The organism is Streptomyces sp. NPDC093546, assembly GCF_044765045.1.
In the GTDB taxonomy this organism is placed as follows: domain Bacteria; phylum Actinomycetota; class Actinomycetes; order Streptomycetales; family Streptomycetaceae; genus Streptomyces.
On record NZ_JBIWJG010000017.1, the window covers coordinates 81,798 to 105,805 of the forward strand.

General features: G+C 71.4%; 19 protein-coding genes and 4 pseudogenes. 13 read left to right on the forward strand and 10 right to left on the reverse strand.

Annotated elements, in window-relative coordinates; all coding sequences use genetic code 11:
- Positions 1–10: 10 nt before the first annotated feature.
- Positions 11–828 (reverse strand): annotated as a pseudogene (locus ACIRNI_RS28430) (IS701 family transposase); the annotation flags it as partial.
- A 171-nt stretch (positions 829–999) separates the two neighbouring features.
- On the opposite strand from ACIRNI_RS28430, the gene ACIRNI_RS28435 reads away from it, so the two are divergent.
- Positions 1,000–1,332 carry a type II toxin-antitoxin system PemK/MazF family toxin gene (locus tag ACIRNI_RS28435; RefSeq protein ID WP_403555677.1) on the forward strand — a complete coding sequence of 111 codons (333 nt, stop codon included), beginning with the start codon at positions 1,000–1,002 and terminating at the stop codon, positions 1,330–1,332.
- Positions 1,333–1,374: 42 nt separating this feature from the next.
- Here ACIRNI_RS28435 and ACIRNI_RS28440 read toward each other — a convergent pair whose 3' ends face one another.
- Positions 1,375–2,424 carry a hypothetical protein gene (locus ACIRNI_RS28440; RefSeq protein ID WP_403555679.1) on the reverse strand — a complete coding sequence of 350 codons (1,050 nt, stop codon included), beginning with the start codon at positions 2,422–2,424 and terminating at the stop codon, positions 1,375–1,377.
- A gap of 344 nt (positions 2,425–2,768) precedes the next feature.
- Here ACIRNI_RS28440 and ACIRNI_RS28445 point away from each other — a divergent pair, with 344 nt between their 5' ends.
- Both ACIRNI_RS28445 and ACIRNI_RS28450 read left to right on the forward strand, forming a co-directional pair.
- Positions 2,769–2,927 (forward strand): hypothetical protein, encoded by a 159-nt coding sequence (locus tag ACIRNI_RS28445; protein ID WP_403555681.1) that lies wholly within the window; start codon positions 2,769–2,771, stop codon positions 2,925–2,927.
- A 268-nt stretch (positions 2,928–3,195) separates the two neighbouring features.
- Entirely contained in the window at positions 3,196–4,701 is a 1,506-nt protein-coding gene (locus ACIRNI_RS28450) for an NAD(P)/FAD-dependent oxidoreductase (protein WP_403555683.1), read from the forward strand.
- A gap of 58 nt (positions 4,702–4,759) precedes the next feature.
- On the opposite strand, the gene ACIRNI_RS28455 is transcribed toward ACIRNI_RS28450, so the two are convergent.
- Positions 4,760–5,845, reverse strand: a complete 1,086-nt coding sequence (locus ACIRNI_RS28455; protein ID WP_403555685.1) for a DUF4253 domain-containing protein — start codon at positions 5,843–5,845, stop codon at positions 4,760–4,762.
- Between the two features lie 40 nt (positions 5,846–5,885).
- A complete protein-coding gene (locus ACIRNI_RS28460) occupies positions 5,886–6,767 on the reverse strand; it encodes a barstar family protein (protein WP_403555687.1) in 882 nt (293 codons plus the stop codon).
- A gap of 510 nt (positions 6,768–7,277) precedes the next feature.
- On the opposite strand from ACIRNI_RS28460, the gene ACIRNI_RS28465 reads away from it, so the two are divergent.
- Entirely contained in the window at positions 7,278–7,712 is a 435-nt protein-coding gene (locus ACIRNI_RS28465; RefSeq protein WP_403555689.1) for a hypothetical protein, read from the forward strand.
- A 239-nt stretch (positions 7,713–7,951) separates the two neighbouring features.
- Here ACIRNI_RS28465 and ACIRNI_RS28470 read toward each other — a convergent pair whose 3' ends face one another.
- A complete protein-coding gene (locus tag ACIRNI_RS28470) occupies positions 7,952–9,130 on the reverse strand; it encodes a GDSL-type esterase/lipase family protein (protein ID WP_403555691.1) in 1,179 nt (392 codons plus the stop codon).
- Positions 9,131–9,194: 64 nt separating this feature from the next.
- Complete coding sequence (locus ACIRNI_RS28475) at positions 9,195–9,764, reverse strand: TetR/AcrR family transcriptional regulator (protein ID WP_403555693.1); 570 nt, start codon at positions 9,762–9,764, stop codon at positions 9,195–9,197.
- A 110-nt stretch (positions 9,765–9,874) separates the two neighbouring features.
- Here ACIRNI_RS28475 and ACIRNI_RS28480 point away from each other — a divergent pair, with 110 nt between their 5' ends.
- The gene (locus tag ACIRNI_RS28480; protein ID WP_403555695.1) at positions 9,875–10,120 is read left to right on the forward strand and encodes a hypothetical protein; all 246 of its coding nucleotides are present in this window, start codon (positions 9,875–9,877) and stop codon (positions 10,118–10,120) included.
- A 606-nt stretch (positions 10,121–10,726) separates the two neighbouring features.
- On the opposite strand, the gene ACIRNI_RS28485 is transcribed toward ACIRNI_RS28480, so the two are convergent.
- A complete protein-coding gene (locus tag ACIRNI_RS28485; RefSeq protein ID WP_403555697.1) occupies positions 10,727–12,142 on the reverse strand; it encodes a vanadium-dependent haloperoxidase in 1,416 nt (471 codons plus the stop codon).
- Positions 12,143–12,478: 336 nt separating this feature from the next.
- Positions 12,479–13,522: a saccharopine dehydrogenase family protein gene (locus tag ACIRNI_RS28490; RefSeq protein ID WP_403555699.1), complete on the reverse strand. Its 1,044-nt coding sequence runs from the start codon at positions 13,520–13,522 to the stop codon at positions 12,479–12,481.
- Between the two features lie 127 nt (positions 13,523–13,649).
- Between ACIRNI_RS28490 and ACIRNI_RS28495 the strand changes: the two genes are divergently transcribed.
- The 4 genes and pseudogenes from ACIRNI_RS28495 to ACIRNI_RS28510 all read left to right on the forward strand — a co-directional run.
- A complete protein-coding gene (locus tag ACIRNI_RS28495) occupies positions 13,650–14,585 on the forward strand; it encodes a helix-turn-helix domain-containing protein (protein ID WP_403555700.1) in 936 nt (311 codons plus the stop codon).
- A 56-nt stretch (positions 14,586–14,641) separates the two neighbouring features.
- Positions 14,642–14,878: a hypothetical protein gene (locus ACIRNI_RS28500; RefSeq protein ID WP_403555702.1), complete on the forward strand. Its 237-nt coding sequence runs from the start codon at positions 14,642–14,644 to the stop codon at positions 14,876–14,878.
- 19 nt (positions 14,879–14,897) lie between these two features.
- Positions 14,898–15,692, forward strand: coding sequence for a hypothetical protein (locus ACIRNI_RS28505; protein WP_403555704.1), 795 nt, complete (start codon positions 14,898–14,900; stop codon positions 15,690–15,692).
- Positions 15,693–15,715: 23 nt separating this feature from the next.
- A pseudogene (locus ACIRNI_RS28510) lies at positions 15,716–16,058 on the forward strand (pyridoxal-phosphate dependent enzyme); the annotation flags it as partial.
- Positions 16,059–16,406: 348 nt separating this feature from the next.
- Here the strand turns inward: ACIRNI_RS28510 and ACIRNI_RS28515 are convergent.
- Positions 16,407–16,952: a hypothetical protein gene (locus tag ACIRNI_RS28515; protein WP_403555706.1), complete on the reverse strand. Its 546-nt coding sequence runs from the start codon at positions 16,950–16,952 to the stop codon at positions 16,407–16,409.
- Positions 16,953–17,212: 260 nt separating this feature from the next.
- Between ACIRNI_RS28515 and ACIRNI_RS28520 the strand changes: the two are divergent.
- The 3 genes and pseudogenes from ACIRNI_RS28520 to ACIRNI_RS28530 form a co-directional block, all read left to right on the forward strand.
- Positions 17,213–17,605, forward strand: a pseudogene (locus ACIRNI_RS28520) (flavoprotein); the annotation flags it as partial.
- 304 nt (positions 17,606–17,909) lie between these two features.
- Positions 17,910–18,161, forward strand: a complete 252-nt coding sequence (locus tag ACIRNI_RS28525) for a hypothetical protein (protein ID WP_403555708.1) — start codon at positions 17,910–17,912, stop codon at positions 18,159–18,161.
- 327 nt (positions 18,162–18,488) lie between these two features.
- A pseudogene (locus ACIRNI_RS28530) lies at positions 18,489–19,600 on the forward strand (IS630 family transposase).
- 15 nt (positions 19,601–19,615) lie between these two features.
- On the opposite strand, the gene ACIRNI_RS28535 reads toward ACIRNI_RS28530, so the two are convergent.
- Positions 19,616–19,924 carry an immunity 53 family protein gene (locus tag ACIRNI_RS28535; protein WP_403555710.1) on the reverse strand — a complete coding sequence of 103 codons (309 nt, stop codon included), beginning with the start codon at positions 19,922–19,924 and terminating at the stop codon, positions 19,616–19,618.
- Positions 19,925–20,003: 79 nt separating this feature from the next.
- Here ACIRNI_RS28535 and ACIRNI_RS28540 point away from each other — a divergent pair, with 79 nt between their 5' ends.
- Positions 20,004–23,615, forward strand: coding sequence for a hypothetical protein (locus ACIRNI_RS28540; protein ID WP_403555712.1), 3,612 nt, complete (start codon positions 20,004–20,006; stop codon positions 23,613–23,615).
- The last annotated feature ends 393 nt before the right edge of the window (positions 23,616–24,008 follow it).

A 24,008-nucleotide genomic window follows, 5' to 3' on the forward strand; every position in this document is an offset into this window, starting at 1 on the left:
CTTCGACCAGGTGCGGGCGCCGCCAGTCGGACCAACCGAGCCGGTGGGCGGCATCGTGGACGGGTCGGACAACGAGTGTGATGAACAGGCGCTGGATCCCAGCAGGGTGAGCGGAATGAAGGCATCGGGTGCGGGGCGGGTGTGCTCGTCTGCGCGTACGACGGCGAGGAAGGCGTGCGCGAGCATGGCGAGGGTGACCCAGCGGGACCAGGAGGCATAGCGGCGGACCTGGTGCTCGTCGAGTGCGGCCAGGCCCTTGCCCGACTGGAAGAACTCCTCCACCCGCCATCTTGATCCAGCGACTCAGCGTCCAGGAACCGGGCAACCATACGAGTGGCCAGTTCCGGCTTGGTGGCGAAGGCGGTGTCCTGGTCGAGTCCGGCATCCCGGCAGCGGTCAGGGTCGGAGGTCCATGAACGCGGGATGTACAGTTCCCGGTCCACTGCCGCGTGCCCGCGCCGGCCGGCGTAGACCAGGTAGACGGCGACCGGGGCATTTTCGGTCCTGCCCGCGGTGCCGGTGTACTGGCGCTGGACGCCGACCGTGCCGGTGCCCTTCTTCACGTCCCCGGTCTGGTCGACTACCAACTACCGCCTGGTCGCCGTGCAGGTGGTCCACCACGTAGTCACACACATCGCCGCGGACCCGGTCGGCGTCCCACTTGGCCCGCCCCAGCAGGTGCTGTATGCCGTCCGAGGTCCTCTCCCCGGCCCATTCGGCGATGGCCCAGCAGTTCTTGCGCGGTAGGTCCGACAGCAGTCCGAGCACCAACTTCCGGACCCGGAACCGGGGTTCGACCCGTGTGAACCGTCCCGCTATCCGGCTCATCAGGCCCTCGAACTCCTCCTGCCAGCGGGCAGGGTCTACGCTGTGACCTGCGGCCACCGCGTGATCGTTTGTCTTCACACACCGATGATCAACGGGTGGCCGCACCCGTCTCCACAGCGCGTCGGGGTCGCGGAGCGTCCGTCCGCCCGCCGTCCTGTGTCAGGAGGACATGTGCAACGTGGCGAAGTCTGGTGGGTGGAGTTCGACGAGCGGCGGCCGGTCGTGCTGCTGTCGGGAGACGACGCGTCCGGGATCCGGGTGATGCAGGTCGTCGCTCGGGCGGGTGCCGACATCACCGGTCTGGGCGTCGAAGTGGCAGTAGGCGCCGTGGAAGGACTGCCCTTTGAAGGCGTGCTTCGGTTCGCGTTGCCGCGTCCGGGCTTTACCCCTTGCACGTGGCTGACCACCGTGTCCCGGGACGACCTGATCGAGCGAGCGGGCGTTCTGTCCTCCGCGAAACTCAGCGAGATTGAGAACGCCCTCCGTCTCGGTGGACTCGGGTAGGCGGAGAAGGAACGGACGCCCGCGACGGCGTGGTCGGGCTCGTCAACACCAGCGGGTATGCCGGCAGGCGCTCCAGCCGTCGCCCCCGGAGCCACCTGAGCCACCTGAGCCACCTGAGCCACCTGAGCCGTTCGGGCGTCCGTCCGGGAACAACTTCGTACGGTTCCGGTCGCCCGGATACGGGTCGAGGTAGTCGGGGTCCCCGTCGTCGTCGCGGTCCGGCAGGTAGGCGTCCCGACCCTGGTCCGGGGCCGGGCAGCCGTTGCCGGGAGAGGAGAGGGAGAGCGTCACCACATGAACCTCGTCTGTGAGGGGTTCGCCCTCCGTCGGGTCCTGCCGGCAGACGCGCCAGTCGTCGTACTCGCCCTCGGCGGGCAGTACGTCGTTGCGGTATGCCGCCTCGGCACGGAGGCGGCTGTCCGGAACGCCCACGCCCACCACCTTCGGTACGGCCGTGCGCCAGGTCATCCACACCACCTCGGGCATCACCGGCCACGGGACCGGTTTGCCTTCGGCCCGGGGGCACGGTTCCTTCCTGCGTACGACGGCGAAGTCGACCGTCGGCTCCTCGACGGTGCCGCCCGCTTTCTGGAAGCACACCTTCCACAGCGAACGCGCCGTCACCTCCCGTTTCTCCGCCGAGGCGTCATGGTAGGTGACCGTGAAGCCCCTCTTCCGTGACCGGGGGAAGGCCACGTCCAGCGAGTCGCCCGTGAAGTCGGGGACGGTGGGCATCGTCGCCTCGGGCGCCGTCCGCGAGGTGCTCGGCATGAGGCTCGGGCGCGGGACGGGCTTCGCGTCGGCGGCGTCCGCCGCCCGTACCGGGGCTTTGTCCGGCTGTTCCGGAAGCACCGCCACCAAGAGCGCCACAGCCGCGACCGAGGCCACCAACCGGCCCGCCTTGGGCCAGGGGTTGCGCCACCACAGCAGCACCAGGGCGACCAGCAGCGCCAACCCGCCCAGCCGGTCGTTCAGCAGCGCCAGCACAGGCACCGCGGCGACCGCACCGACGCGGGCAACGCCGGTCTGCCACCAGCGGCGCGGTACGGGGGCAGCGGGCGGGAGCGGCTGGTGGCTCCGGGGGGCGGGCATGGTGGCGCGGCCGCCTTTCCGTTCAGGGGAGGAAGATGATCCGCGCGCATCGTACTCGGGGCCCGGAAGCCGACCTTCCGGCCGGCGGCGGCGTACGCGGGTCCATGGAGGCCTGGCTGACGGACCGAGACCCACCTCACCAAGGACTCCCGCGACCACAGGCGGCGCAGCGCCCCTGCAGGAGACCGCCTCGGTATACGAGAACGCGGGAAGAAAGCTGGCGCAGGGATGCTTCGCGGGCTCGCGGGCTCGCGGGCGACGGTGCGCGCCAGTGGCAGCGCCGGTACTTCGGAGCCTGGCTGTACGCGCGGGACCGCGGCTGGTGTGCCCCTGACGCAGGGAGCATGAGCGTGTGGTGCACCGGTGGCGGCAGTACGGCTTCGGTACGGGACGCGCCGCCGCGCTGGGACCTCGCCTCGGAAGAGGCCGAGCGCCAGGCTCTCCTCGAGCTCACCAGGGCCTGCACCGCGACCCTCATCAGCGACAAGCCCCTATCGGCCTGAGCCGCCGAAGCTGGTGCGCCCGGCATGGGGAAGCGCCACTGGATCAGGGGCCCCCGGTGAGGACGCCCCGCCATCCGGCGGCCCACTCGCCGGTGCGGAAACGGCCGTCGGCACCCGTTCGCCCCCGCTGCGCCTGCACGCTGGGCCAACGGTGGCCAGACTGGGGACGGGCTCGCAGTGCAGCGCACCGAGTCCGCCGTGACAGACAGTGACGCCGCCGTGCCCACCGTACGGCGAGCAAAGAGAGCGAAAGAGCGAGGTGGGCGCGGTGCACAGCGCGGATGTGGTGGTGGTCGGAAACGGCGCCTTGGGGCTGTCCGTGGCGGTGGAGGTGGCACGGCAGGCACCCGAGACCCGAGTGACGGTGGTGGGCCCCCCACAGCGCCCGATGGCGGCCACACCCGCGGCCGGGGCGATGCTGAACTGCTTCGGTGAGGTCACCCGTTACACCGCGCGGCACCCCGCCGCGCGGGCCCGCTTCGCCCTGGCCCGCCGGGCGCTGGACGCCTGGCCGGACTGGATGGACATGCTCGTCGACACCGCCGGGAGCGCGGGCAAGGCACTGCGCGACTCCCACGTCGAGGGCACCTTCGTGCTCTACGGCGGGCGGTCCGGGCTCGTCGCCGGAGACAACTTCCAAGCCATGCAGAACGCCGCCGCGGCACACGGCGAACCGCACGAACTGGTCGACCCAGCCACGGTGGAGGGCCTGTCGCCCCGCTGCGACGCCCGCCCGATGCAGGTCCTGCACCTGGAACGGGAGGGCTGCGTCGACGCCCGGGCCGCCCTGGCCGCCCTGGAGGAAGCCGCCCGGCAGCTGGGCGTGCGCCTGGTGCCCGGCACGGTACGCGAGCTGGTGACCGGAGCCTCCTCGGTTACCGGGGCGCGCTTGGAGGACGGCAGCGTGCTGCCCGCCGGCACGGTCGTCCTGGCCGCGGGCGCGGCCAGCAGCCGCCTGGCCGACACCGCCCTGCCGCCAGGAGCCGTGCCACCCCTGCTGCACGGAACCGGCGTGTCCCTGCTGATCACCCGGACCACCACCAGCCCGCCCGGCACCCGCCAGGTGCTGCGCACCCCCAACCGCGCCGCCACCTGCGGCATGCACCTGGTGCCCCTGCCCCAGGCCGGGCAGTACTACATCGGCGCCACCAACCTGATCACCACCGGGCCGATCACCGGCCCCGAACTCGGCTCCACCCACTCCCTGATGCGCGGGGTGTGCGAGCAGTTCGACCAGGACCTGGCCTTCGGCCGCATCCAGAGGCTGATGGCGGGTTCCCGCCCGATCCCGCTGGACTGCTTCCCCCTGATCGGCCCCTGCTCCGTGCCGGGCCTGGTCTTCGCCACCGGCACCTACCGCGACGGCTTCCACTGCTCGCCCGTCATCGCCCGTCACATTGCCGCCACCCTGACCGGCGCCTCGGACCCGGACCCGGACCTCGCCCCCTTCGCCCCCGAACGGCGTCCCATCCAGGTCCTGACTCCCGCCGAAGCGGTCAGCGACACGATCGAGCACACCGTGGACACCCTGGGAGAGCAGGGCATGCACCTGCCGTTCTGGCTCGACTGCACCCCCATGGAGCAGTGGGTACGCAGGCGCGTCGAGGAACTGTACGAACAACTCGGCGACGGTGCGGTTCTGGCACCGGAACTCGTCTACCCCCAGTTCCTCGCCCCGAAGTCGACCGATGACACACGAGCGCTGGCATCTGTGGCCGAGTACCTGCGCGCGGCCCAGGCCTACCACGGCACTGCTTCCGCGCTGCCCGTCTGACTCCCTGCTTCGGCCGTCTTGCGGTCCGAATGACGCTCCTAGCGGCGCGAGGCGTACGTCAACGACCGGGGCGCACACATCGCTCGTCGCGGTCACCGCCCGGCAAGACGGGCGGAACGCCGGTCAGGACCCGCGCGGGTGGATGCTCCTCAGCCACGGCGCGCACTGCCGGTACGCCGCAGGGTGGACCGCGACGAAACTGCGCTGGGCCCTGGCCGTCGACCTGGCCGTGCCCGACGCACTGCTCGAGCTCGCCGCCGCCGCGTGCCCCGGTACGCTGCGCCGGGCCTATGTGGTCGGCGACCGCGCTCTCTTCCGGATACGGGCTGCCGAATTCCCAGTGGTGGGCACCGGTGATCCGCTCGGCGTATGCGGCCAGTGTGTACGGCCTGCTGCCCTGCCAAATGTTGTCCGGGCAAAAGGCGAAGTGCTCGGCCGCGACCAGGAGAGCCTCGTGCTCGTCCACTGGAGGCGAAGCGACGCTGAGGTGCAGCGTGGAGAACCCGACCGCGACGACACGAGCACCGAACCGGTGCTCCCAATCTCGGACGACCGCGGAGAACTTCGCAGTGTCGTGGTCGTAGTTGCAGGGTCCGGCCCAGCCAGCGGCCGTCAGCGCCTCGGCACCGGAAGCTGCGGCGACCAGCCCCAGACGCGTCTGGGGGCAGTCAGCGAGGAACGCCTGCGCGAACTCGGCGGCCAGTTGATCGGGGTTCGTTGTCGTCTCTCGACTGGGCGCGAGACCGGGCCAGGTCTGCCCGAAGGGAGCCGTGACGGCGAGGCGCCTGGCGGCGTCGAGCATGTCGTCTTCGTCGACCGCTGTGTAGGTATCCCACCACCGTGCGAGGAGGCCGGCAGAGTCGTGGCTCGCCGGGGAGGACATCTGCTCGGGAAAGACCTCTCCGGATCCCCACGGGCGGTACTCGCCGTCGCTCGGATCCAGCGAGTCGAGCAGCAGCGGCCACAGGCCCGAACGCGCATGTTCGGCCAGCATCCCTGCCCACAACTCAATCGTGGCCGGCCCGGCACCGAGCCAAAGAGGCTGTACGTTTCCGTTGCCTTCATCGGACGTGACCATCCGACCGGGCGGAAGGCGACCCTCAGCGGAATCGGCAAGCAATTCGGTCAGGTGTCCCACGTGCATGGCGGCACCCTAACCGGGTGCACTGACAAGGATCGCCCGCTCAACAGCGACCGGCGTCGAGCGCTTCGTCGTTGTTCCACAGGACGGGCATGGCACCGACGGGCTCGAACCGGATCTGCGGGTCGTTGCTCTGGACCAGGCAGATCAGACGGCGGCGAAGTACGGCTGCCTGGCGGGCCTGGTCGGCGATGATGTCCAGGACGACCTGGGCCGCCCTGGGGCAGGTCGTCGCGAACCGATCGTAGTCAGTGAAGACGAGGACCAGTCCGGCGCCCTCGGGGGCATCGTCGTAGCCGCCGTAGCAGGCCACGTCGCCAAGGCAGTCGTCGAGCGCGTCCAGGTTGTGCCCGTAGTAGTCGGGGAAGTCCAGGGCCGCGGCCATGGCACGGTGCATGTCCCGCTCCGTGTTCCATTGGCCGGCTTCCAGGCGGATCACGCGGAAGCCGCGGTCTTCAAGACATTCGGTCGCCTGTGTGAGGAGACGCTTGCGCCAGAAGAGGGTGACGAAGGTGTTGATCATGTACTCGATGCCGGGAAGCCGAGTAGTCGTGGCGGTTGGCTCCGGACTCTGCGCCGCGTCGCTCCGGTAGGCGTCGAGGAGACGGAAGAACTCATCGACGGGAGTCGAGTCGGTGGGGGTGTTGCGCTCGATCTCGGCTGCCCAGGTGAGGGAGCTGGCGATGCCGCGATACTCACGGAGCCAGCGGCTGAAGTCGTCTTCCGGCCAGAAGGCCCAGGGTTCGTCGATGCTGTGCACGCCGAGTGCTACCCGGTAGCCGGTGAGCAGTGACTGCAGGTGCTGGAGTGAGCCGCCGGGCAGCCACATGCCGGGCCGGAGACGGATCTGGTCCAGGAATGCGTACACGTCCGTGCAGTCCTGCCAGTGCTTGGCCGTGGGGGCCGGGAGGTCTTCGGTCGACATGTTCCGACCCTACGGTGCGAACGGGTGCTGTCGTCGGTCGGAGGGGTGCCCGAGGTTCTCCCAGGCTGGATACGTGCGAAAGGCCGGCCGCCCGTACGGTGGCGACCAGTCTGGTGGAACAGCGGGACGCGGCCGGGAGGGCGGTCCCGTCCCGTAGTGCGGGTCAGCGCCGCTGATGGCACGGTGCTCTCGTGCTTCTGCCAGGCGCATGACCGCTTCGTGAAGGCTTTGAGCCTCCACTCAGCGAGGCGCAATTCAGCTGGCTGCAATCAGAGTGGGATGTGGCCTAAGCATGATCCGAAAGAGACGCTCCAGGCCCTGTCCAGCGGATCTTGGCCTGGCAGTGCCACGCCCCCCCGGTTGGAGCTGAAAGGTTGCGCCTAGGCTTTGACCATGCTGCTGGTACACGGCGGGAAAGCCGTCGCTGACGCTCCCGAACTGCGCACGGGGGGAGTGCCGCTCGTCCCGGATGGGTTCGTCTGGCCGAAATGCCGGGAATGCGGCGGCCCCATGCTGTTTTTCGCTCATCTGCCCCTCGACCTGGGCGTGATCTCGGTGTTCCTCTGCCAGAACGACCCGGGCATGTGCGACGACTGGGACGCCACCGCCGGTGCCAACCGCGCCTTCGTGTTCACAGGTCCGCTGTCGGCGGCCACCGTCCCTGCCGAGGGCGAGACGCTGCTCGGTGCGGTGACCGCCCTGCGCCCCCACCCGGCCGACACCCCAACCGCCGAGCCGGTGCTGGGACGGCTGGGTGGCGAACCCGGCTGGCTCCAGGGTGACGAGACACCCGGCTGCCCCTCCTGCAGCACCCCCATGACCTTCACGGCCGAACTCGAAGAGGGAGCCGACTTCGAGACCTCCGCCAACTTCGGCGGAGGCGGCCTCGGCTACCTCTTCCACTGCCGCCCCTGTAGCGAGGCCGCCTTCCTCTGGCAACGATGATGGTCGCCCGCAAGCTCGCGCCCGAAGCCGGAGGCGCATCGCTGCGACCCTGAGATCCGCTGGACAAACCCAACCCCGCAGGCGCGGGAACGACAACACCGTCACCTTCGGTGCCCGTCGTACACCAGCGGACTACTGGTAGCCCTGGGAATGTGTGGCCGAGTCCTGTTCGCCTACGGGGTCGTCCGGTCCGGGGGAGCCGGCCATCACGCTTTCCCCGCCGGCCGCGGGTATCCGGGTCAGCCAGTCGTGATGGCGAAGGGCCCGTTGTTTGCGAAGACGAGCTTGGCGAAGTTCTCGCCGATGCGGCGGTGTCCTTCGGGACTGGGGTGGAGCCCGTCCGGCAGGGGGAACTCGTCGTGGTCGCTCTCGCCGTAGAGGTCGAGTCCGTCGAGGTAGTGGAGGTTGGGGTCCTCGGCGGACCGCTGCTTGACGATGTCGGCCAGGACGTCACGGACGATCGTGAGCGTCAGCCGTCCGGCGGCGGTCTCGGCCGGATCACCGGTGGCCTTGAACTTCAGGGTTCCACTGGAGAGGTCCGGCATGAGAGGTCCGGGGGTGTTCTCGTGGGTCGGACACAGGACAGGGGAGACCAGGAGCAAGGGGATCGTGGGGTGGCCCTCGCGGATGGTGTCGAGGAAGCCGTGGACGGCGGGGGCGAAGGCGCGCAGGCGCATGGCGTCGCTGTTGACGACGTTGATGCCGAGCTTGAGGCTGATCAGGTCTGCACGGGCGTCGCGTATCGCGCGGGCGGTGAACGGGTCGACCAGTGCGCTGCCGCCGAATCCGAGGTTGATCAGCTCCACATCGCCTGCCGAGGCGGCCAGCGCGGGCCAGATGGTGCTGGGGAAGACGGCGTTGGATCCGTGGCTGATGGAGCTGCCGTGATGCAGCCACACCCGGCGACCGGTCTTCGGGGCCGGCTCGACGGGGGCGTCGGTGCGCAGGGCGATGACCTCGGTGATCTCCGTGTGCGGGAGCCAGATCTCGACGTCCTTCTCGCCGGCGGGGAGGTCGGTGAAGTGGGCGGTGCCGGCGGGGCCCGGGGTGAATTCCGCGGTCTGGGTCCGCATGTCGGTGATGGTCCGGAGGTTCCCGCCGTCCACGGTGGCCTGGGCGGTGAGGCGGCCGTCGACCAGGAGGTCGTAGACGCCGTCCGGCGGGGGCGGGAAGCCCCGGTAGACGCGTTTGGTCGGCAGGGTGTCCAGGCGGATGGTGGTGGCGCTCGTACGAAAGGCCAGCCGGACACCGGAGGGTTGAGCCTCGGCCACGGCCAGCAGGGCGTCGGGGACCTGGCGGCGCGCCCAGGCGGGCAGCCGGTGCGGCAGCAGGCCGTGGGCAGTCTCCTCCACGTCGAGGTGTCCGTGCAGGAAGTCGGCGGTGATGGGCGTGGTGATCAGGTTCTGTTCGGTGCTCATTGCCTCAAGCCTGGGGCGGGGTGTCGGGTGGGTGTGGAGAAGCCGTCGCGGGTGACGCGACCGGTCAGGGGGTGGACCGGCTCCGCAAAGCGGTGTCGAGGCGGTCCAGGGTCCAGGCCCAGGACTGCTGCGCGGCGATGTCGGTGTGGTCGAAGCCGCCGGCCGCCTCCAGGGAGGCGTAGCCGTGGAAGACGCTGCCCAGCATGCGGACCGCGTGCGTCTGGTCCGGCTCGGCCAGCCCGTAGCCGCGCAGGATCGCCCGAGTCATCTGCGCGTGCCGGACGCCGGCGCTGGCCGCAGCGGTCTGCGGGTCGAGCCGGTACCGCGCTGCGTCGTACCGGCCGGGGTGCGCCCGGGCGTAGTCCCGGTAGGCGTTCGCGAAGGCCGTCAGGGCGTCCTTGCCCGCGCGCCCGGCCACGGCGTCGGCGACCCGGTCGGCGAGTTCCTCCAGCGCGAACAGCGCGATCCGGGTCTTGAGGTCGCGGGAGTTCTTCACATGTGCGTACAGGCTCGCCGGTTTCACGTCGAAACGCCGGGCGAGCGCAGACAGGGTCACCTGGTCGAAACCGGCCTCATCGGCGAGTTCCGCACCAGCGAGCGTCAGCCGCTCCGGGCTCAGTCCTGCCCGAACCACAACCATCACCTACTCTCAGTATGCCTATGACCAGCAGCAATCCACCTATAGCTTATAGGCAAGTATGCATCACCTTAAGGTTTGGCGCACTCTGCCGAATGAAGGGGCCGGTGGGGAAGGGCCGGCGACCGCGCCGGAGCGCGAGCGGCACGGCGGGCCGGTCACCGGCCGCAGGATCGAAAAACCGGCCACGCCTACGACACCACCACCTGCTCGCGGCGCGGCTGGAGCAGCTGCGCCGCGAGCAGCAGGCGGTACGCACCGAGCAGACCGCCGCCGCGCCGCGGACGGGCCGGCTGCCGGAGCTCGCTGCGCGCCCGCTGGACGGCGAGGCGGCCGGGGCGGTGATCGCGTGACAGCCGAGCTGAGCGGCGTCGACCGCGCGCGCCAGGCCCTGCTCGCCGCCCGGGAGGCGGCGAAGAAGAGGTGCGCCGGCCGCACGGCGAAGCCGAAGCGGTGCACGGGCACGGCCGTACGGCGTGACGGCCGCGAGCCGGGTCGACCCCGGCCTACCTGCAGACCCGAGGGTCCCGCGCCCCACACCCGCTCCGGTCATGCAGGAGGCATGCCGAACGTGGATGCGGTTCGCCCGGTGGCCGGAGCGCGCTCAATCGCCAATAGCCTGACGCCAACGTGGAGCAGCGATTTCCTCATCCCGCGCTCAGCGCCAACTGTCCGTGGAATGCCAGCCTTGTCGATTCGCTGGCAGAAGTGCAACGGTGACGTGATCAATCTGGCCGTTTGAAGGGGACTGTCAGCTGGCGGCTGCCGGTTCAAAGACGCACCAGGTGCGCACCATTGGAGGATGCACGGCACTTTCATGCGCACCCCTCGTGGCTCCCGGAGCCGCCAAGAGGCCGTCATCGACGTCTTTCAGGGCAGGCACGCTGTACAAGTGCCCTATCGGTGACGGTGGCCTGGATGAGGGATGACGGCGCGTACGGGAACGGTCTCACCCGCTATCACTTGTGCGTGTGCAGGAAGTTCCACCTCAGTGCCCACTCCGCAACCCGCTTACCCGTGGTGCTGCCGACGACGTCTGCGGTCCTGGTGTGGATCCCGGACCATACACGCGCGTCGACGACGTCGCGGACAAAGTCGGCGGAGTTTTCGTAGTGTCGGGTGGTACCGGTGGTGACCGACTTGATGTTGAGATCGACGCGGGAGGAGCCGAACAGCACTTCCAGCGTCCGCATCAGGGCTCCCGCCCAAGTGGCGTGGCCGCTGAGGTAGTCCGGGTGCGCCGGCGTAGGGAGCAGGGGCTCCCACGCCGGATCCGGCCGGGTCGCCGGGTTACCGTCCGTGTGCGCCTCACGAATAGCGGTGATAGGCCGCCAGGAGGCGTAGTGCAGCTTGGCGTCCCAGGCGACAACCCTCGCGTCCATCATCACGGTGTTGGCAGCGGCGTACAGCCGGGCCGTTTCGGCGAGGTCGAACGCGTGCCGGGTAGCGTGGTCGGCCAGCGCCTGCTGGATGTCCATGCGGTCCGCGAACAGCGCTGTCTCCGTCTGCCGAGCGCTGCGGCGTGAACCGACCTTCCCACCGTACGCCTGCACCTCCGCCAGGTCCCGCGCGTACGGGGCCGAGGCCGGCTCGGGGGGAGGTCCAGGGCGGAACCGGCTGGGCTTGTCCAGGAGAAACGGGCGCAACCGGCCGATCCACGCCGTCGTGAAGCCCTCGTGGTCGGGTGGCGTCGGCCGCCACGAACCGGGCGCCGTTGAGGGCGGGAACGGTACGGAGGCGCCTCGCCCGTCCTCTGCGCGCAGCGCCATGATGTGCTGTGCCGCCCGCTTGCCGAACGCTACTCCCGCCTGTTCGGCCGGTCCGTCCGGGACCCTTGCCAGGGAAGCTTTCCACGCGGTCCGCAACGCCGGCCCCGATTGCGGGAAGCCGGTCCGCAGCACCTCGTACGCCGCCGTCGCGGCCGCTGCCTCGGCCGACGCACCGTGCGGAGCGCGTGCTCGCCACCGGTACGGGGCATAGCGGCCCTCGATGCCCACCACTGCGTTGTACATGGCCAGTGACACATACGTGCGCCACACCGGTGTGTCAGAAGCACGCCCGTCCGGGGACACGGTCTCGCTCACCCTTCTGGCCCACGTCGTGATCACCGATGAGGCGGTCTCCGGCTGCGGGGGAGCGGCCTCCGCCCCTGCCGGCTGCCCGGTCAGCCCTCCCATCAGCAGCAGCGTCGCGACGATCGCCGCCCTCCTTCTGCTCACCGCTTTTCCCGTGCACATCGTCCATTCCTTCTGTCCCCGGCCACTGGCATGCGCCGCCAGAACTCTTGACACCCCGGGGACAAGTGCAATCGCTCTGCCAGGGTCGAACGGCCGTCCGGGCGTTCGCACCACCCGCTCGGCGGCCTCATGCGGCACGCCGCCACCTCAGAGGAGCAGCGGTCCTGGACATCGCCGGCGCCTGTCCTCGTTTTCGGCACGGCGTGCGGACGGTACCCCCCGTTTGCGTGCCGCTCTGCCCGTCAGCCGGGAGAGCCGGGCATCCCCAGCGAGCCGCTTGTGACATGGCCCCGAGAGCTGCTCCTCTCGCGGGGGAGCGGCAGCCCGCCCTGATTGGAGGAGGACTTGCTGCTCCGCGTGGTCGTCGTACGGCTGCTATGGGTACCTGTCCGCGCCGCACTGTCATGTCTGTCCGACAGATCGGGGCGCGGTGCCCGTACCGCGGGCCCCCGACGGCCGGGCGGATGGATTGGGTCAGGCGTTCTGCTTCTGCGGATGCAGGTCGAGTGTGATGTGCGGGTCGAGCGCGTGCAGGAAGCCGGGGGCGTCGAAGATCTCGCCGGCGGAGACGACGCCGACGGTCTTGGTGCGGCCGGTCAGGACGCGCTCGAGGGCCTCGGTGACGAGGGGCGCGGTGACGGCGTAGATGTCCTGGCCGCTGGCCGTGGCCCGGCGTTCCGCTCCGCCGGAGCGGACGACGACGTCAACGAGGAAGGTCTGGTCCGAGCGCCCGCCCTCGTCGGTGGCGGTCGGGGCCGGCGTGTGGGGTGCGGCGACGTCTCGGGCCGCCTCGACGGTCATGTAGGTGGTCACGTTGGGGATGAAGAGGTGCTGGGGGACGGTGACGACGTCCGCCATCGTGAACTCTCCGATCACCGGCCGGGGCCCCATCGGTTCCGGGAAGGTCCACTCCAGGGTGGGCGCGGCGTCGGTGCGGTGCTCCCACCGCCCGCCGCTGTAGCGCAGACGGCGGTCGCCGCGTCGCTCGCGGGAGACCGCGCCCGAGAGCCGGGTACCGGCGGTGGGGTGCCAGTTGCTGAGCGCATAGGCGATGTGTGCCTCGTCGGCCTCGGTCCAGTCGCCCATCGCCGCGGTGGTCAGCAGGTCGCCGAGGCCGCCGAAGAAGGCCATGGCCGGGACGATCACCGCTCCCGCGTCCCGGGCCCGCTCGCGGTAGTGAGCGAAGGTGTCGAGGTTGGCCTCAAGCTCGGCGGCCACGTCCAGGTAGGGGATCTTCGCGCGGAGCGCGGCCTCGATCACGGGGCCGGTGGTCGATGCGAAAGGGCCGGCGCAGTTGATGACCGCCGCCGTTCCCGCCAGGGCCCAGTCCAGCGAGGCCGGGTCGTCGACCGACGCCACCCGGGCCTCCAGCCCGTGCTCGTGGGCCAGCTCCTCCAAGGCCTGCGCATTGCGCCCGGACAGCACCGGGACGAACCCACGCGCGGCCAGTTCCGCGACCACGAACCGCCCGGTGTGACCGTATGCGCCGAACACCGTCACCAGCTGACGTGACCCCATGAGACTGCTCCCTGCACTCGAACGCCCGCTGCGAGGTCCATCCGCTGCGGCCTGACACCCACATCCTGTCCGTCCGGCAGCACCCCGCGCGAGCGTCGGAAACGACATGCGGCGTACAGTTTCAGACATGCCCGCTGTTGCACTGGCTGTCACCGACGGCATGCTCCACTACGAACTGTCCGTGGCTGTCGAGGTCTTCGGATCCGACCTCACCCACATCGTGGACCCTTGGTACGACTTCTCCCTCTGTGGGAGCGGTCGGGTGCACGTCGACCGCTTCAGTCTGGAACCCGACCATGGACTCGACCACCTCGCGGACGCGGACACAGTGATCGTCCCTGGCTGGGCCGACCCCGACCGCGACCCGCCCGCCGAGCTGGTCGAGGCGGTGCGTTCGGCCCACGCGGCCGGTGTGCGCGTGGCCTCACTGTGCACGGGCGCCTTCGTCCTGGGCGCGGCAGGACTACTCGACGGCAGGCGCGCCACCACACACTGGGCCCACACGCGGGAACTGGCCCGGCGTCACCCGGCGGCCACCGTCGATCCGGACGTCCTCTACGTCGACGACGGCGACGTCCTCACCTCCGCGGGCAAGGCCGCCGCCATGGACCTGTGCCTGCACCTGGTCCGCCTCGACCACGGCTCGGCCAACGCCAACAAGATCGCCCGACGCCTGGTCATCCCACCCCACCGTGACGGCGGCCAGGCCCAGTTCATCGCCACCCCCCTGCCCGCCCCAGGCAGCCACCCCCTGGGCGAGCTCTTGCCCTGGGCGCTGGAGCGGCTGGACCAGCCGCTGACCGTGGAAGACCTGGCCCGCCAGGCCCGCATGAGCTCACGCCACCTCGGCCGCCACTTCAAGCACCTCACCGGCACCACGCCACTGCAATGGCTCCACACCCAGCGCATTCGTCATGCCCAGGAACTGCTGGAGACCACCGACGCCACCGTGGACGCCATCGCCGCAGCCACCGGCATGGGCACCGCCACCACCTTGCGCCGCCACTTCCACCGCAGCGTCGGCGTTCCACCCGACACCTACCGCCGCACCTTCCGTCCCTGACTGACTGAAGGAATAGTTCCAAGACCCCCGGAGGGTAATCGAACGCCCGACCGGCCTTGACTGTCTGGGCGGCCGTGAAGGAGGAGCTGGCCCGCCTGGAGGGGCTGCTGGCGCTGCCGGGTGGCGCGCCGCCGCTGCTGGCCGACCGGCTCACCGACCGGCTGAAGGAGACCGGCGGCGAGGCCCTGGTCGACAAGCCGTACCCGTGGCTGATCCGGCGGGGCCTGGTGCAGCGTCGGGCGTGCTCGGACCGGCGCTGCGACGCCGGGATCCGGCTGGACATGGGGGGCTGAGTGCGAGAACTGCGGCAATGTGATCCACGTCCGCCGGTCCCGGCGCGCGAAGATCGCGGCCGAGGCCGACCGGGAGCTGCCCGGCCTGAGTGACGCCGAGCGGCGCCAGGTCCTCGAGGAGCGGCTGCGTGAGCAGGCCGCCATCGAGGTGGAGGATGTCGTGCGGCGGCGCGAGCAGGCCCGCCGCGAGGCCGCCCAGGAGCAGGCCGAGCGTGACCCCGATCGTCCGGTTCGGCCCGGCCCTCAACGACTACCGCCAGGACGACGGCCGACTGGATGCCGCGCGGTACTGGCGCGACGTCGAGGCCGCCCGCGCCGCCTGGCAGCGCGCTGGCGCCCGGACCCGATCGCCGTCTCCATGGCGCGCCTCGGCTCCGTGTGGGGTGTCGCCGTCACCACGGCCACCATCGGCGGCCGGGCCGTCTTCGGCGGAACGCTCCGCGAGATCAACGCCGGGGCCCTGGTCCACTACGACGACATCAACCGCGAGTTCGCCGCAGGCCTGTTCGACCAGGGGATCGTGGCGCAGCTGGCGTTCAACGTCTGGGTGACCGTGCCGGCCGCCGGCGGGGCGACCACGGTGTGGCGCCACCGCTGGGAGCCGGCCGACGAGTGGCACCGGGAGGCGTACGGGTACCGGCCCGAGACGGTCGAGCACAGCCAGCACATCAGCCTCGCCCCCGAGCTCGGTGACGGGCTGCTGTTCAACCCGGCGAACTTCCACGCGGTCGAGCCGAACCCGACCGGGCGCCGTATCGCGTTCGCGTTCTTCCTGGGCCTGACCACCACCGGCCAGCTCATCGCCTGGTCGTAACCCCTCACCGCAGGAGCAACCTCGTGCACCAGCTCACCTACGGCGACATCAAGGCCGCCGCCGACCGGATCTCCGGGCGCATCCACCCCGTCACCCTCGCCCCCCTCGACCGCGATGCGATCCGCACCGGCCACCGCGACCCCCTTGGACGACCGCCCTCAGGAGCCCTGCGAGGTGCGGTTGGCCCTGGAGTTCATGCAGCACACCGGTAGCTTCAAGGCCCGCGGCGCCCAGAACTTCATCCAGGCCCACCGCGACGCGGGCACCCTGCCGGATACCGGGATCACCATCGCCTCGGGCGGCAACGCCGGCCTGGCCTGCGCGTGGGCAGCCCGGCAGCAGGGCGTGCGCGCCACCGTGTTCCTGGTGATTGGAGGTCGATGATGCTGGCGGTCTGAGGTTCGTCCGCCCCCGTCCCCGCGCCCGCGGCCAAGGGCCCGGGGCGGCAGGAGAACCTGGCCCGGACCATGGCCTCGTACATGGACCGCGGGGCGCTGCGGCGGGAGCTGCACCCGTCGGCCATTCCGGAGCGCCCGGCGCAGAGGCGAGCGTCAACCGCTCGCCGCCCGTGAGCGGGCGCAGACCGACGCCCGGCGCAGAAGCCGGCGAGGACCGGCCTCGTACGGCGCGGCGGCCGCGCCCGTGTTGGCGCCGGCCTGGATCAGCGCCGACGCATGGCCATGCCGCGCAGAACCTGGCGGGCGTGCTCCTCGGTCAGGCCGAGCGCCGTCGCAATGCGCGGCCAGTCCGACTCATCCTCCGGCTCACCCAGAACAGCGGCGTCGTGGCCGATGTCCATGGCAATCTCCTGCAGGCAGCGGAGCGCGCGGACCGTGGCGAGGGGCTGTCGTGGGCGAGCTTGCGCAACTCGTCATTCAGCCGATCCAGCAGTTCCACGACCGGCTCCGGGATCGGGACGGCGCGGGCCTCTACCTCACCGATGTGGTTGTCCCAGTCGTTGATCGCTGGGTCGGTGTCGATCTCCGTCTGGTGCAGGGAAGTGGAGTCGAGCGCCTCCCAGTCGATCGGGTAGAGCGTGGTGCCGCGCCAGCCGCACGAGCAGGCCGCCCGCAGGGCAGCGGCCCGGGGTCCGAGCCGGCCGTCGTACGCGGCCCAGTAGCGGGTGTGGTGGCCGGCGCCGCTGCTCATCGCGTCGAGGTAGACCGCGTCGGGTTCGGTGCCGTCGGCCAGGACCACGCCGACCCTGCCGGTGTGCGACTCGCCGAACTCGCTCGTCGTCCACTCGCCATCGTCCTGCACTCGGTCTCTTTCACCGTCGTACGGTTCAGCCGGGTCCCCGCGATGCCGGAGCCGGCCGCCTCGGTGCACGAGAACGCGGGTAGAGGCTGGGCGCAGGATGATTCGCGGGGCGCGCGGGCGATGGTGAGCGCCAGTGGCGGCACCGCCGGGTCGGGCCGTACTCGGGGTGGGCGCGGCACTGCGTTACTCCGTTGCGGGGCCATGACGGCGGCCGCCGTCACGTGGCACGAGACGCGGCCGCCGCAGGGCTGTTCGTGCCCGCTCAAGTCTTCCCCGCCCGCGGCGCCCTCGGCCTCCCGGCCAAGGCCGCCGCGGACAGGGGTACGCCGACGTGGTGACCGGCTTCCGTACGGAGGCGATCGAGCGGGACGGCGACGGGCGCCTCGTGCTCGTGGCCGAGGACGGCCGCCGCCTCGACCCGGTCGACGAGGCCATCGTCCTTACCGGCCTGCGGCCCGACCTGTCCTTCCTCACCGAGCGAGCTCCGCCTCCGGCTCGACGAACGTCTCCAGGCCCCGTTCGCGCTCGGCCTCGCTGATCGACCCCGACCAGCACTCCTGCGGCACGGTGTACCCGCACGGCGTGAACGAGCTCTCTCACCCGGAGCGGGGCGCCCCCTCGTCGGGATGAAGGTCCGGTGGGCGTCGTACGGACCGGTCGTCGGCCGCCAGGCGCCTGGGGAGCACGCCGTCCCGGAGACGGCAGCCGGTGCTGTCGACCGGCGCGGCCCGTTTGCCGTACGGCGCCGGCAGCGAATCGTACGGGCGCGGGCGGGCGGGAGTCCGCACCGCGCTGTCGCCGCGCTCCAGGGCCTGGCGGTCGATCGGGCCGGGAGCTCGGGCTTCGGCCGCAGCGGTACGCTGCTCGGCTGGTGGCCGGATATCGCAGCTGCCGTCTCGCCTCTGCCACCCACACGTCCAGGCCGTCTTCCTCCGTACGGGACCGAGGAGCTGACCTGTGCCAGGACTCCTCGGCGTACGACATGCAGCTGAGGCTGGGCACCGCGCGGTCGCGGCCGCCGTCGACGCCGCGATGTCCGGCGCCTCCGAGGACGAGCGCCGTGCGGCCGTCGAGCACCAGCTGCACCAGGACGTCTCTGCCGAAGCGTGGGCCAAGGCCCGCCGGCGGGAGGAGATCCCCACGGCGGCCGAGGCCGCAGCCCTGTGTCGGGCCCGTGCCGAGCGTGCCGCCCGGCAGGCCCGGACGTAAGCCGTGGTCCCGCAGCCGCCTGCTGCACTGCGTACGACGGCGTGATCGTGGGGAGCGCGGGGCCCGTCGCCGACCGGACCTACTGGCCGGCCGGCGCGCCGTTGCTGTCAGCGGTGTGGTTGGTCTCGGCGGGACGGAGGGCGTGTCGCGGGGGCCTCCGCCCTGGCGGTACGGACCTCCACCGCAGCGCTCGCCAGGACGGTGAGGGCCGGGGCCCGCCTGGTCCGCACCTCGGTGGCGGTGTCTAGTGCTGTGACCGCATAGGTTCACCGGGTTGCTCGTTGTGCTGGTTGGAAGTGACGACTTCCAACCAGCAGGGGAGGCGGGATGGCACCATCGGTCAAGGTCCGCAGGCTAACGGAGCAGGAGGGACAGAAGCTCCAGCAGATAGTGCGGCGGGGCAGTACGAGCTCGGTGCGGTTTCGGCGGGCGATGATGCTTCTGGCCTCGGCGGGCGGCAGCACGGTCCCGGTGATCGCGCGTCTGGTCCAGGCGGACGAGGACACCGTCCGTGACGTGATCCACCGCTTCAACGAGATCGGGCTCGCATGCCTCAACCCTCAGTGGGCGGGAGGCCGTCCCCGCCTGCTGAGCAGTGACGACGAGGACTTCGTCATCCAGACGGCCACCACCCGGCCCACCGTGCTGGGCAAGCCCTTCACCCGCTGGTCGGTCCGCAAACTCGCCGACCACCTAAGCCGGAACATCGCCCGGTCCGTCCGGATCGGCCGCGAAGCACTGCGGTGCTTACTTGCCCGCCGAGGGATCACCTTCCAGCGGACGAAGACCTGGAAAGAATCCCCGGACCCGGCCTTCGACGCCAAGCTGGAACGGATCGAGTACGCGGTCAACGAGCGTCCTGACCGCACGTTCGCCTTCGATGAGTTCGGGCCACTGGGCATCCGTCCCACCGCCGGCTCCTGCTGGGCCGAACAGAGCCGCCCCGACCGGCTGCCTGCCACCTACCGCCGCACCCACGGCATCACCACGGCTGCTACTCCGTCGGCGACGACAAGCTGTGGGGCGTCAACCGGCGTCGCAAGGGCATCGACCACACCTGGTCCGCCCTGCGGTCGATCCGCGCGGCCCGCCCGGACGGAGGGCCGATCTACGTGATCCTGGACAACCTCTCTGCCCACTTGAACTGGAAGATCCGCAGGTGGGCGGCCCGAAACAAGGTCGAGTTGTGCTTCTCCCCGACCTACGCGTCCTGGGCGAACCCGATCGAGGCTCACTTCGGGCCGCTGCGGCAGTTCACCCTGGCCAACTCGAACCACCCGAACCACGCGGTCCAGACCAGGGCCCTGCACGCCTACCTGCGCTGGCGCAACCGGAACCGCCGCCACCCCGACGTCCTCGCCGCCCAAAGACGCGAACGAGCCCGCGTCCGCAGCGAGAAAGGCGTCCGCTGGGGCGGCAGACCCACGCTCGCGGCATGAAGGCCGCCATAGCCCTTACGGGGCGCCTTCGGCGGCCCAGGCACGGAACAGCGTGAGCGCCTCGGTCAGGTTGCGGGGCCCACACGCGATATGGAACGTCTTCTCGGACGTCCAGGCCATCACCCAGTCGTGCTCACCCCGGGTGACCTGCTGCCGGGGATACACCCGGTCCGCCAAGTCCGTCTCCTCAAGGCTGATCTTGACGGTCCAGCCCGGGTTGTCGAGCGTCCCGATCGTCACGCCCCATTCGTGTTCCCAGTCGCCATCGCACTGCGAGGCATACCAGTACTGCAACCAGTCAAGGACGTTCATGGATTCGGACATGGACGCAGATGTTAAGCGAACCGAGCACGGACCGAAGAACCCGGTGAACCTTCCCGGTCACAGCACTAGCATGGCGACCATGACGCAGGTGGGGGCGGCTGGGCGGCTGCTGCGCGAGATGGCCGGGGCCGGTCAGGACGCGGAGGACGCGGGTCCGCGGAGGGGTGCGGCGCTGCCCGTGGTGGAGCGGGCGCGGCCCGCACGCTCGGTGGCTGCCAAGGTCGCCCTGGCGGGTGGAGTCGACTACGAGGCGTCCGCCTACCTCAAGCAGTTGGCGGAGCGTCACCTCGGTGCGGACGGGGGCCGCTGGCGGGGGCTGCACGACGCACTCCTCGCGTACCGCGGCAGCCTGCCTGAACTGCTCGCCGCGCCGCCGGTGCCGCCGAAGTCCGACGACACGCTCCGGCCGCCCGCGCCCCGCAGTGTCCACCGCACGCTCGGCCTGCTCCTCGAGCACGCGGAGCCGCGTCACGCCGCGTCCGCGTTCGCTGCCCTGCCCGAACCGGTGACGATGGAGCTACTGGCCGGCGGCACTCACCCGGCGCCCACCCTCGTCGCCGCCGTCGTCGAGCACGGCGACACGCGCACCCGGGCGGCCCTGGCCCGCCATCCCCGGCTCGACACCCGGGTCCTGGCTCGGCTGGTCGCGGTCGGCGACACCCAGGTCGCCGCAGCGATCTACCGCAACCCGCGCACCACGCAGTCCCTGCGCCGCGCCATCGTGGACCGGCTCGACACCGTTCCGCTCGACAACGCTCTGCGCGCCGAGCTGACGGCGCCGCACGGCCAGGTCCCGCGCACCTGGCTCGCCCCGCTGCTCGGCTCGGGCGACCCGCAGCTCGTGGTGCCGGCGCTGCGGTGCGGCGTGCGCCAAGTGGCCCAGCAATATGCCCTGCTGACCATCTGGGAGCGCACCGGCCCGGACACCGTACGCGCCCTGCTCGACGACCACGCCGCAGCCGCCTGGCTCAGCCGGGCGACCGTGGACACGGTCACCCAGGCCCTTGCCGCCCCGGACGGCGACGGGTCGCGCCGGCTGCGCGCGCGGTGCGAGCCGTACGAGGACCCCGCCCGACTGCCCGCGCTGCTCGCCACCGCCCGGGGCACCAGCACCCTGCGTCACCTCCTGTCCGAGCCGTACGCCCACGATCTCGACGCCCTCGCCGAGGCGCATGCCGCGACTCCGTTCATGCCCAAGGCCTGCGAGGAGCTGGCCCGGCACGAGGCGGCGAGCGATGCACAGCGCGAAGCGTTCCGGCTGAGCGTCCTCAACGAGCCGTGGAGGGCCGCGGGCCGTCGCGCGGGGAACACCACCCCGCCCGAGCGGCGCCTCGCCGAGGAGGAACTCGACGACAGCGCCGCCGTCTGGGCGGAGGGCATGGCGGTGGCGGGGTACCTCGATCCGATCGGGCTGATCGGCACCGCGCGCCCTGCCGCCTACGCCCTGGCCGCGCTCGCCCGCCTCGCGGAACGGGACGTGCTGAGCACGGCGGCGGTCGCCCAGTTGAGGGCATTGACGCAGACGCACCTGGCGGAGCGGCAGCGAGCCTGGGCCGCGCTCGACGTCCTGCTGCCCCACCACAGGGGAACGGTCGCGGAGCTGATCGCCGCGGCAGGGAAGGTCGCGGACGAGGCTGCCGCGCCCGAATCACCGATCGAGCCTGATACGCCGGCCCGGGACGAACCAACGGCCGAGGGCGCCGCCGGGCCCCGGACGGCGGCCGACCCCGTACCACCGGCCTCGGAGCCCCCATCCCGACGGCCTCTGCACCGGCTCGAGCGCATGCACGCTCTGGCCGCGCTCGACCTGCTCTACTCCCTCGCCCCGGACGGTGCGCCCCGACCCAAGGATCCCGAGGTGCTGCGCGCACTGACCCTGTACGAGCCGGCGACCGCGCCCGGCCTTGCCACCCCTCGCTGGTTCGCCCTCGCCTGCGCCGCCCACGGCATCCCCGCCTCCCGGGACGGTGTCGCGTATGAGGCGCCCAGCCTCGCGCAACTGCGTGCACGACTGCCCGCGACCTACGGATCGGGCGCGCAGCACATCGAGCGCGCCTACGTCCAGGGCGTCCTGCCCGCCGACGAGCTGCTCTCCCTGCTGCCCGCCCGGCGCCTGCTCCTGCTGCCGCACGACTGGCGGCGGCTCGCGTTCGCCGAAGCGTGGCGGGCCGCGCTCGCCCGTCGGCTGCGCGCCGATCTCGGCACCGACCCCGACGCTTGGCTCCGCTTGGCCGCGACCGTCACGGCGTCCGAAGCCGCCTCGGAGGACCTGACCTGGGCGCAGTTGCTGCAGCGCGCGCAATCTGGGGCGAGCCCTGCAGTCCGCCCGGGAACATCCATCGGCAGGACCAGGCCGGCCACGCCCGACGAGGCCATCAAGCTGCTGGAGCACGGCGACCATCTTTGGGCCTGGCCGGAGGGCACCCTGCTCTGCCTCGCCGACTCCGAGGTGGTCGACGCCGTACTGCCCCGACTCGGCCCCGACGGACCCTGGCTGCTCGCCGCGTACCTGCTGCGCCACGACCGCACACCCCGCACTGTCCTGGACCGGCTGCTCACCGACCGCGACCACAGCGCGCTGCGCGTCCTCGCCGCCCAGTCGCGTTGGATGGAGCGCAGCGGTGCGGTGGAGCGGCTCGTCGAGCTCGACGACCCCGAGGTCGACCTCGCCCTGCTGCGGCACTGGAACCCCTGGCCCGTCGTCCACCGGATCGTGACCCGGTCACGGCCCGACGCCGGAGGGCCGTCCCTGGGCGCCCGGGTGCTCGCCGACTGGCGTGCCGGACATTCCGCGCGGCCGGCCGGCGGTCTGATGTGGCTGTGCTCCGCGGAACCCGACCTCGTGCAGGAGCTGCTCGAAAGGGAGGGCTCGCGGCTCGGCCTCGGGCAACAACTACTCGGCTGCCTGCGCCTGCTCGAGCATGGCGGCGCGGACCGGCTGGCGCGGCTCGCCGGGAGCAACGTACTGGGACGCTCCGCCACCACCGTATGCGTGAAGGCCCTGGCGTCCGCCGACCCCGCCGCCGTCCTGCGCGCCCGGCTGGACCGCGAACTGGCACCGGAGAAGCTCGTTGGGAAGCTGCGGCGCGCCCGGCACGCCGCGCACGTACGCGACCTTGTCGAGTCCCGCGCGCCGGGTGAGCCTGTGGACTGGGCCGCTCTCGAAGCCGCCCACGCCCAAGAACCGCTCCCGTACTGGCAGGACATCGTCCGCCTGGACGGCGTCCCCGAGGACCTGAAACTGCGGCATGCGCCGCTGCTGCCCGAACCGGGCCCCGACGGCCTGCCCGGCAGCGCGCGGCTCACCCGGGAGCGGGCCCGGCACGGTCTCGGCGGCCAGTTCCACTGCCCGCCGACCACCCAGCTGGATGGGCTGCTTACGGCGGGGCTGCTCGACGGCGGAGACCTGCTGCGCCTTGCCGCCCCGGCCGCGTGCCTGCTCGCCTACCTGGGCGCCGCCGCCCGCCGCACGGACGCCCCGCCCCAGGCCGCCGAGGGCCGGACTCTCCTCGCGGACCTCGTGCGCGCCCAACTCGGCACGGACCCGACGGCCTGGCGCCGGGTCGCTGAGCGGCTGACCGGCCTGGACCCCGAGTGGAATCCGAACTCGACGGTAGAGGCGCTGCTCGCTGCCCAAGAGCCAGCGCCTGGTCAAGGCCGTGTCGCGTGGACAGGCGAGCCTGGCCTGTAGACGGCGGACCATCAGCAGCTCGCCCTGCTGCTGGCCGGAGCCGCCCGGGCGGTGGCCTGCGACGTACGCCGCGCGGCCGCCCAGTTCCCCGAAGACCACAAAGCCCGGGCGCTCGCCGACCTGGTCCTCGAGGAGACCAACCGGTGCCTGTCCGCTGGCCTGGAGGGCACCGCGTCCTGCGTCCGGGACCGCGCCCGGCTCGTCCGCGGGCAGGGCGCGGCACCGTCCCGCACGTTCCGCACGGACCTTGGCCACCCCTTGGCTCTTGGCGGGCGCGGCCGGTCTGTTCCGTAAAGTTCAGGTACTGGGCAAACGGGCGGGACACCCCTCGGACGGGGTTTCCCCGCGAGTTGCTCGCTGACGGCTCGCATCGTGCACCGGCGTCCCTTCGCC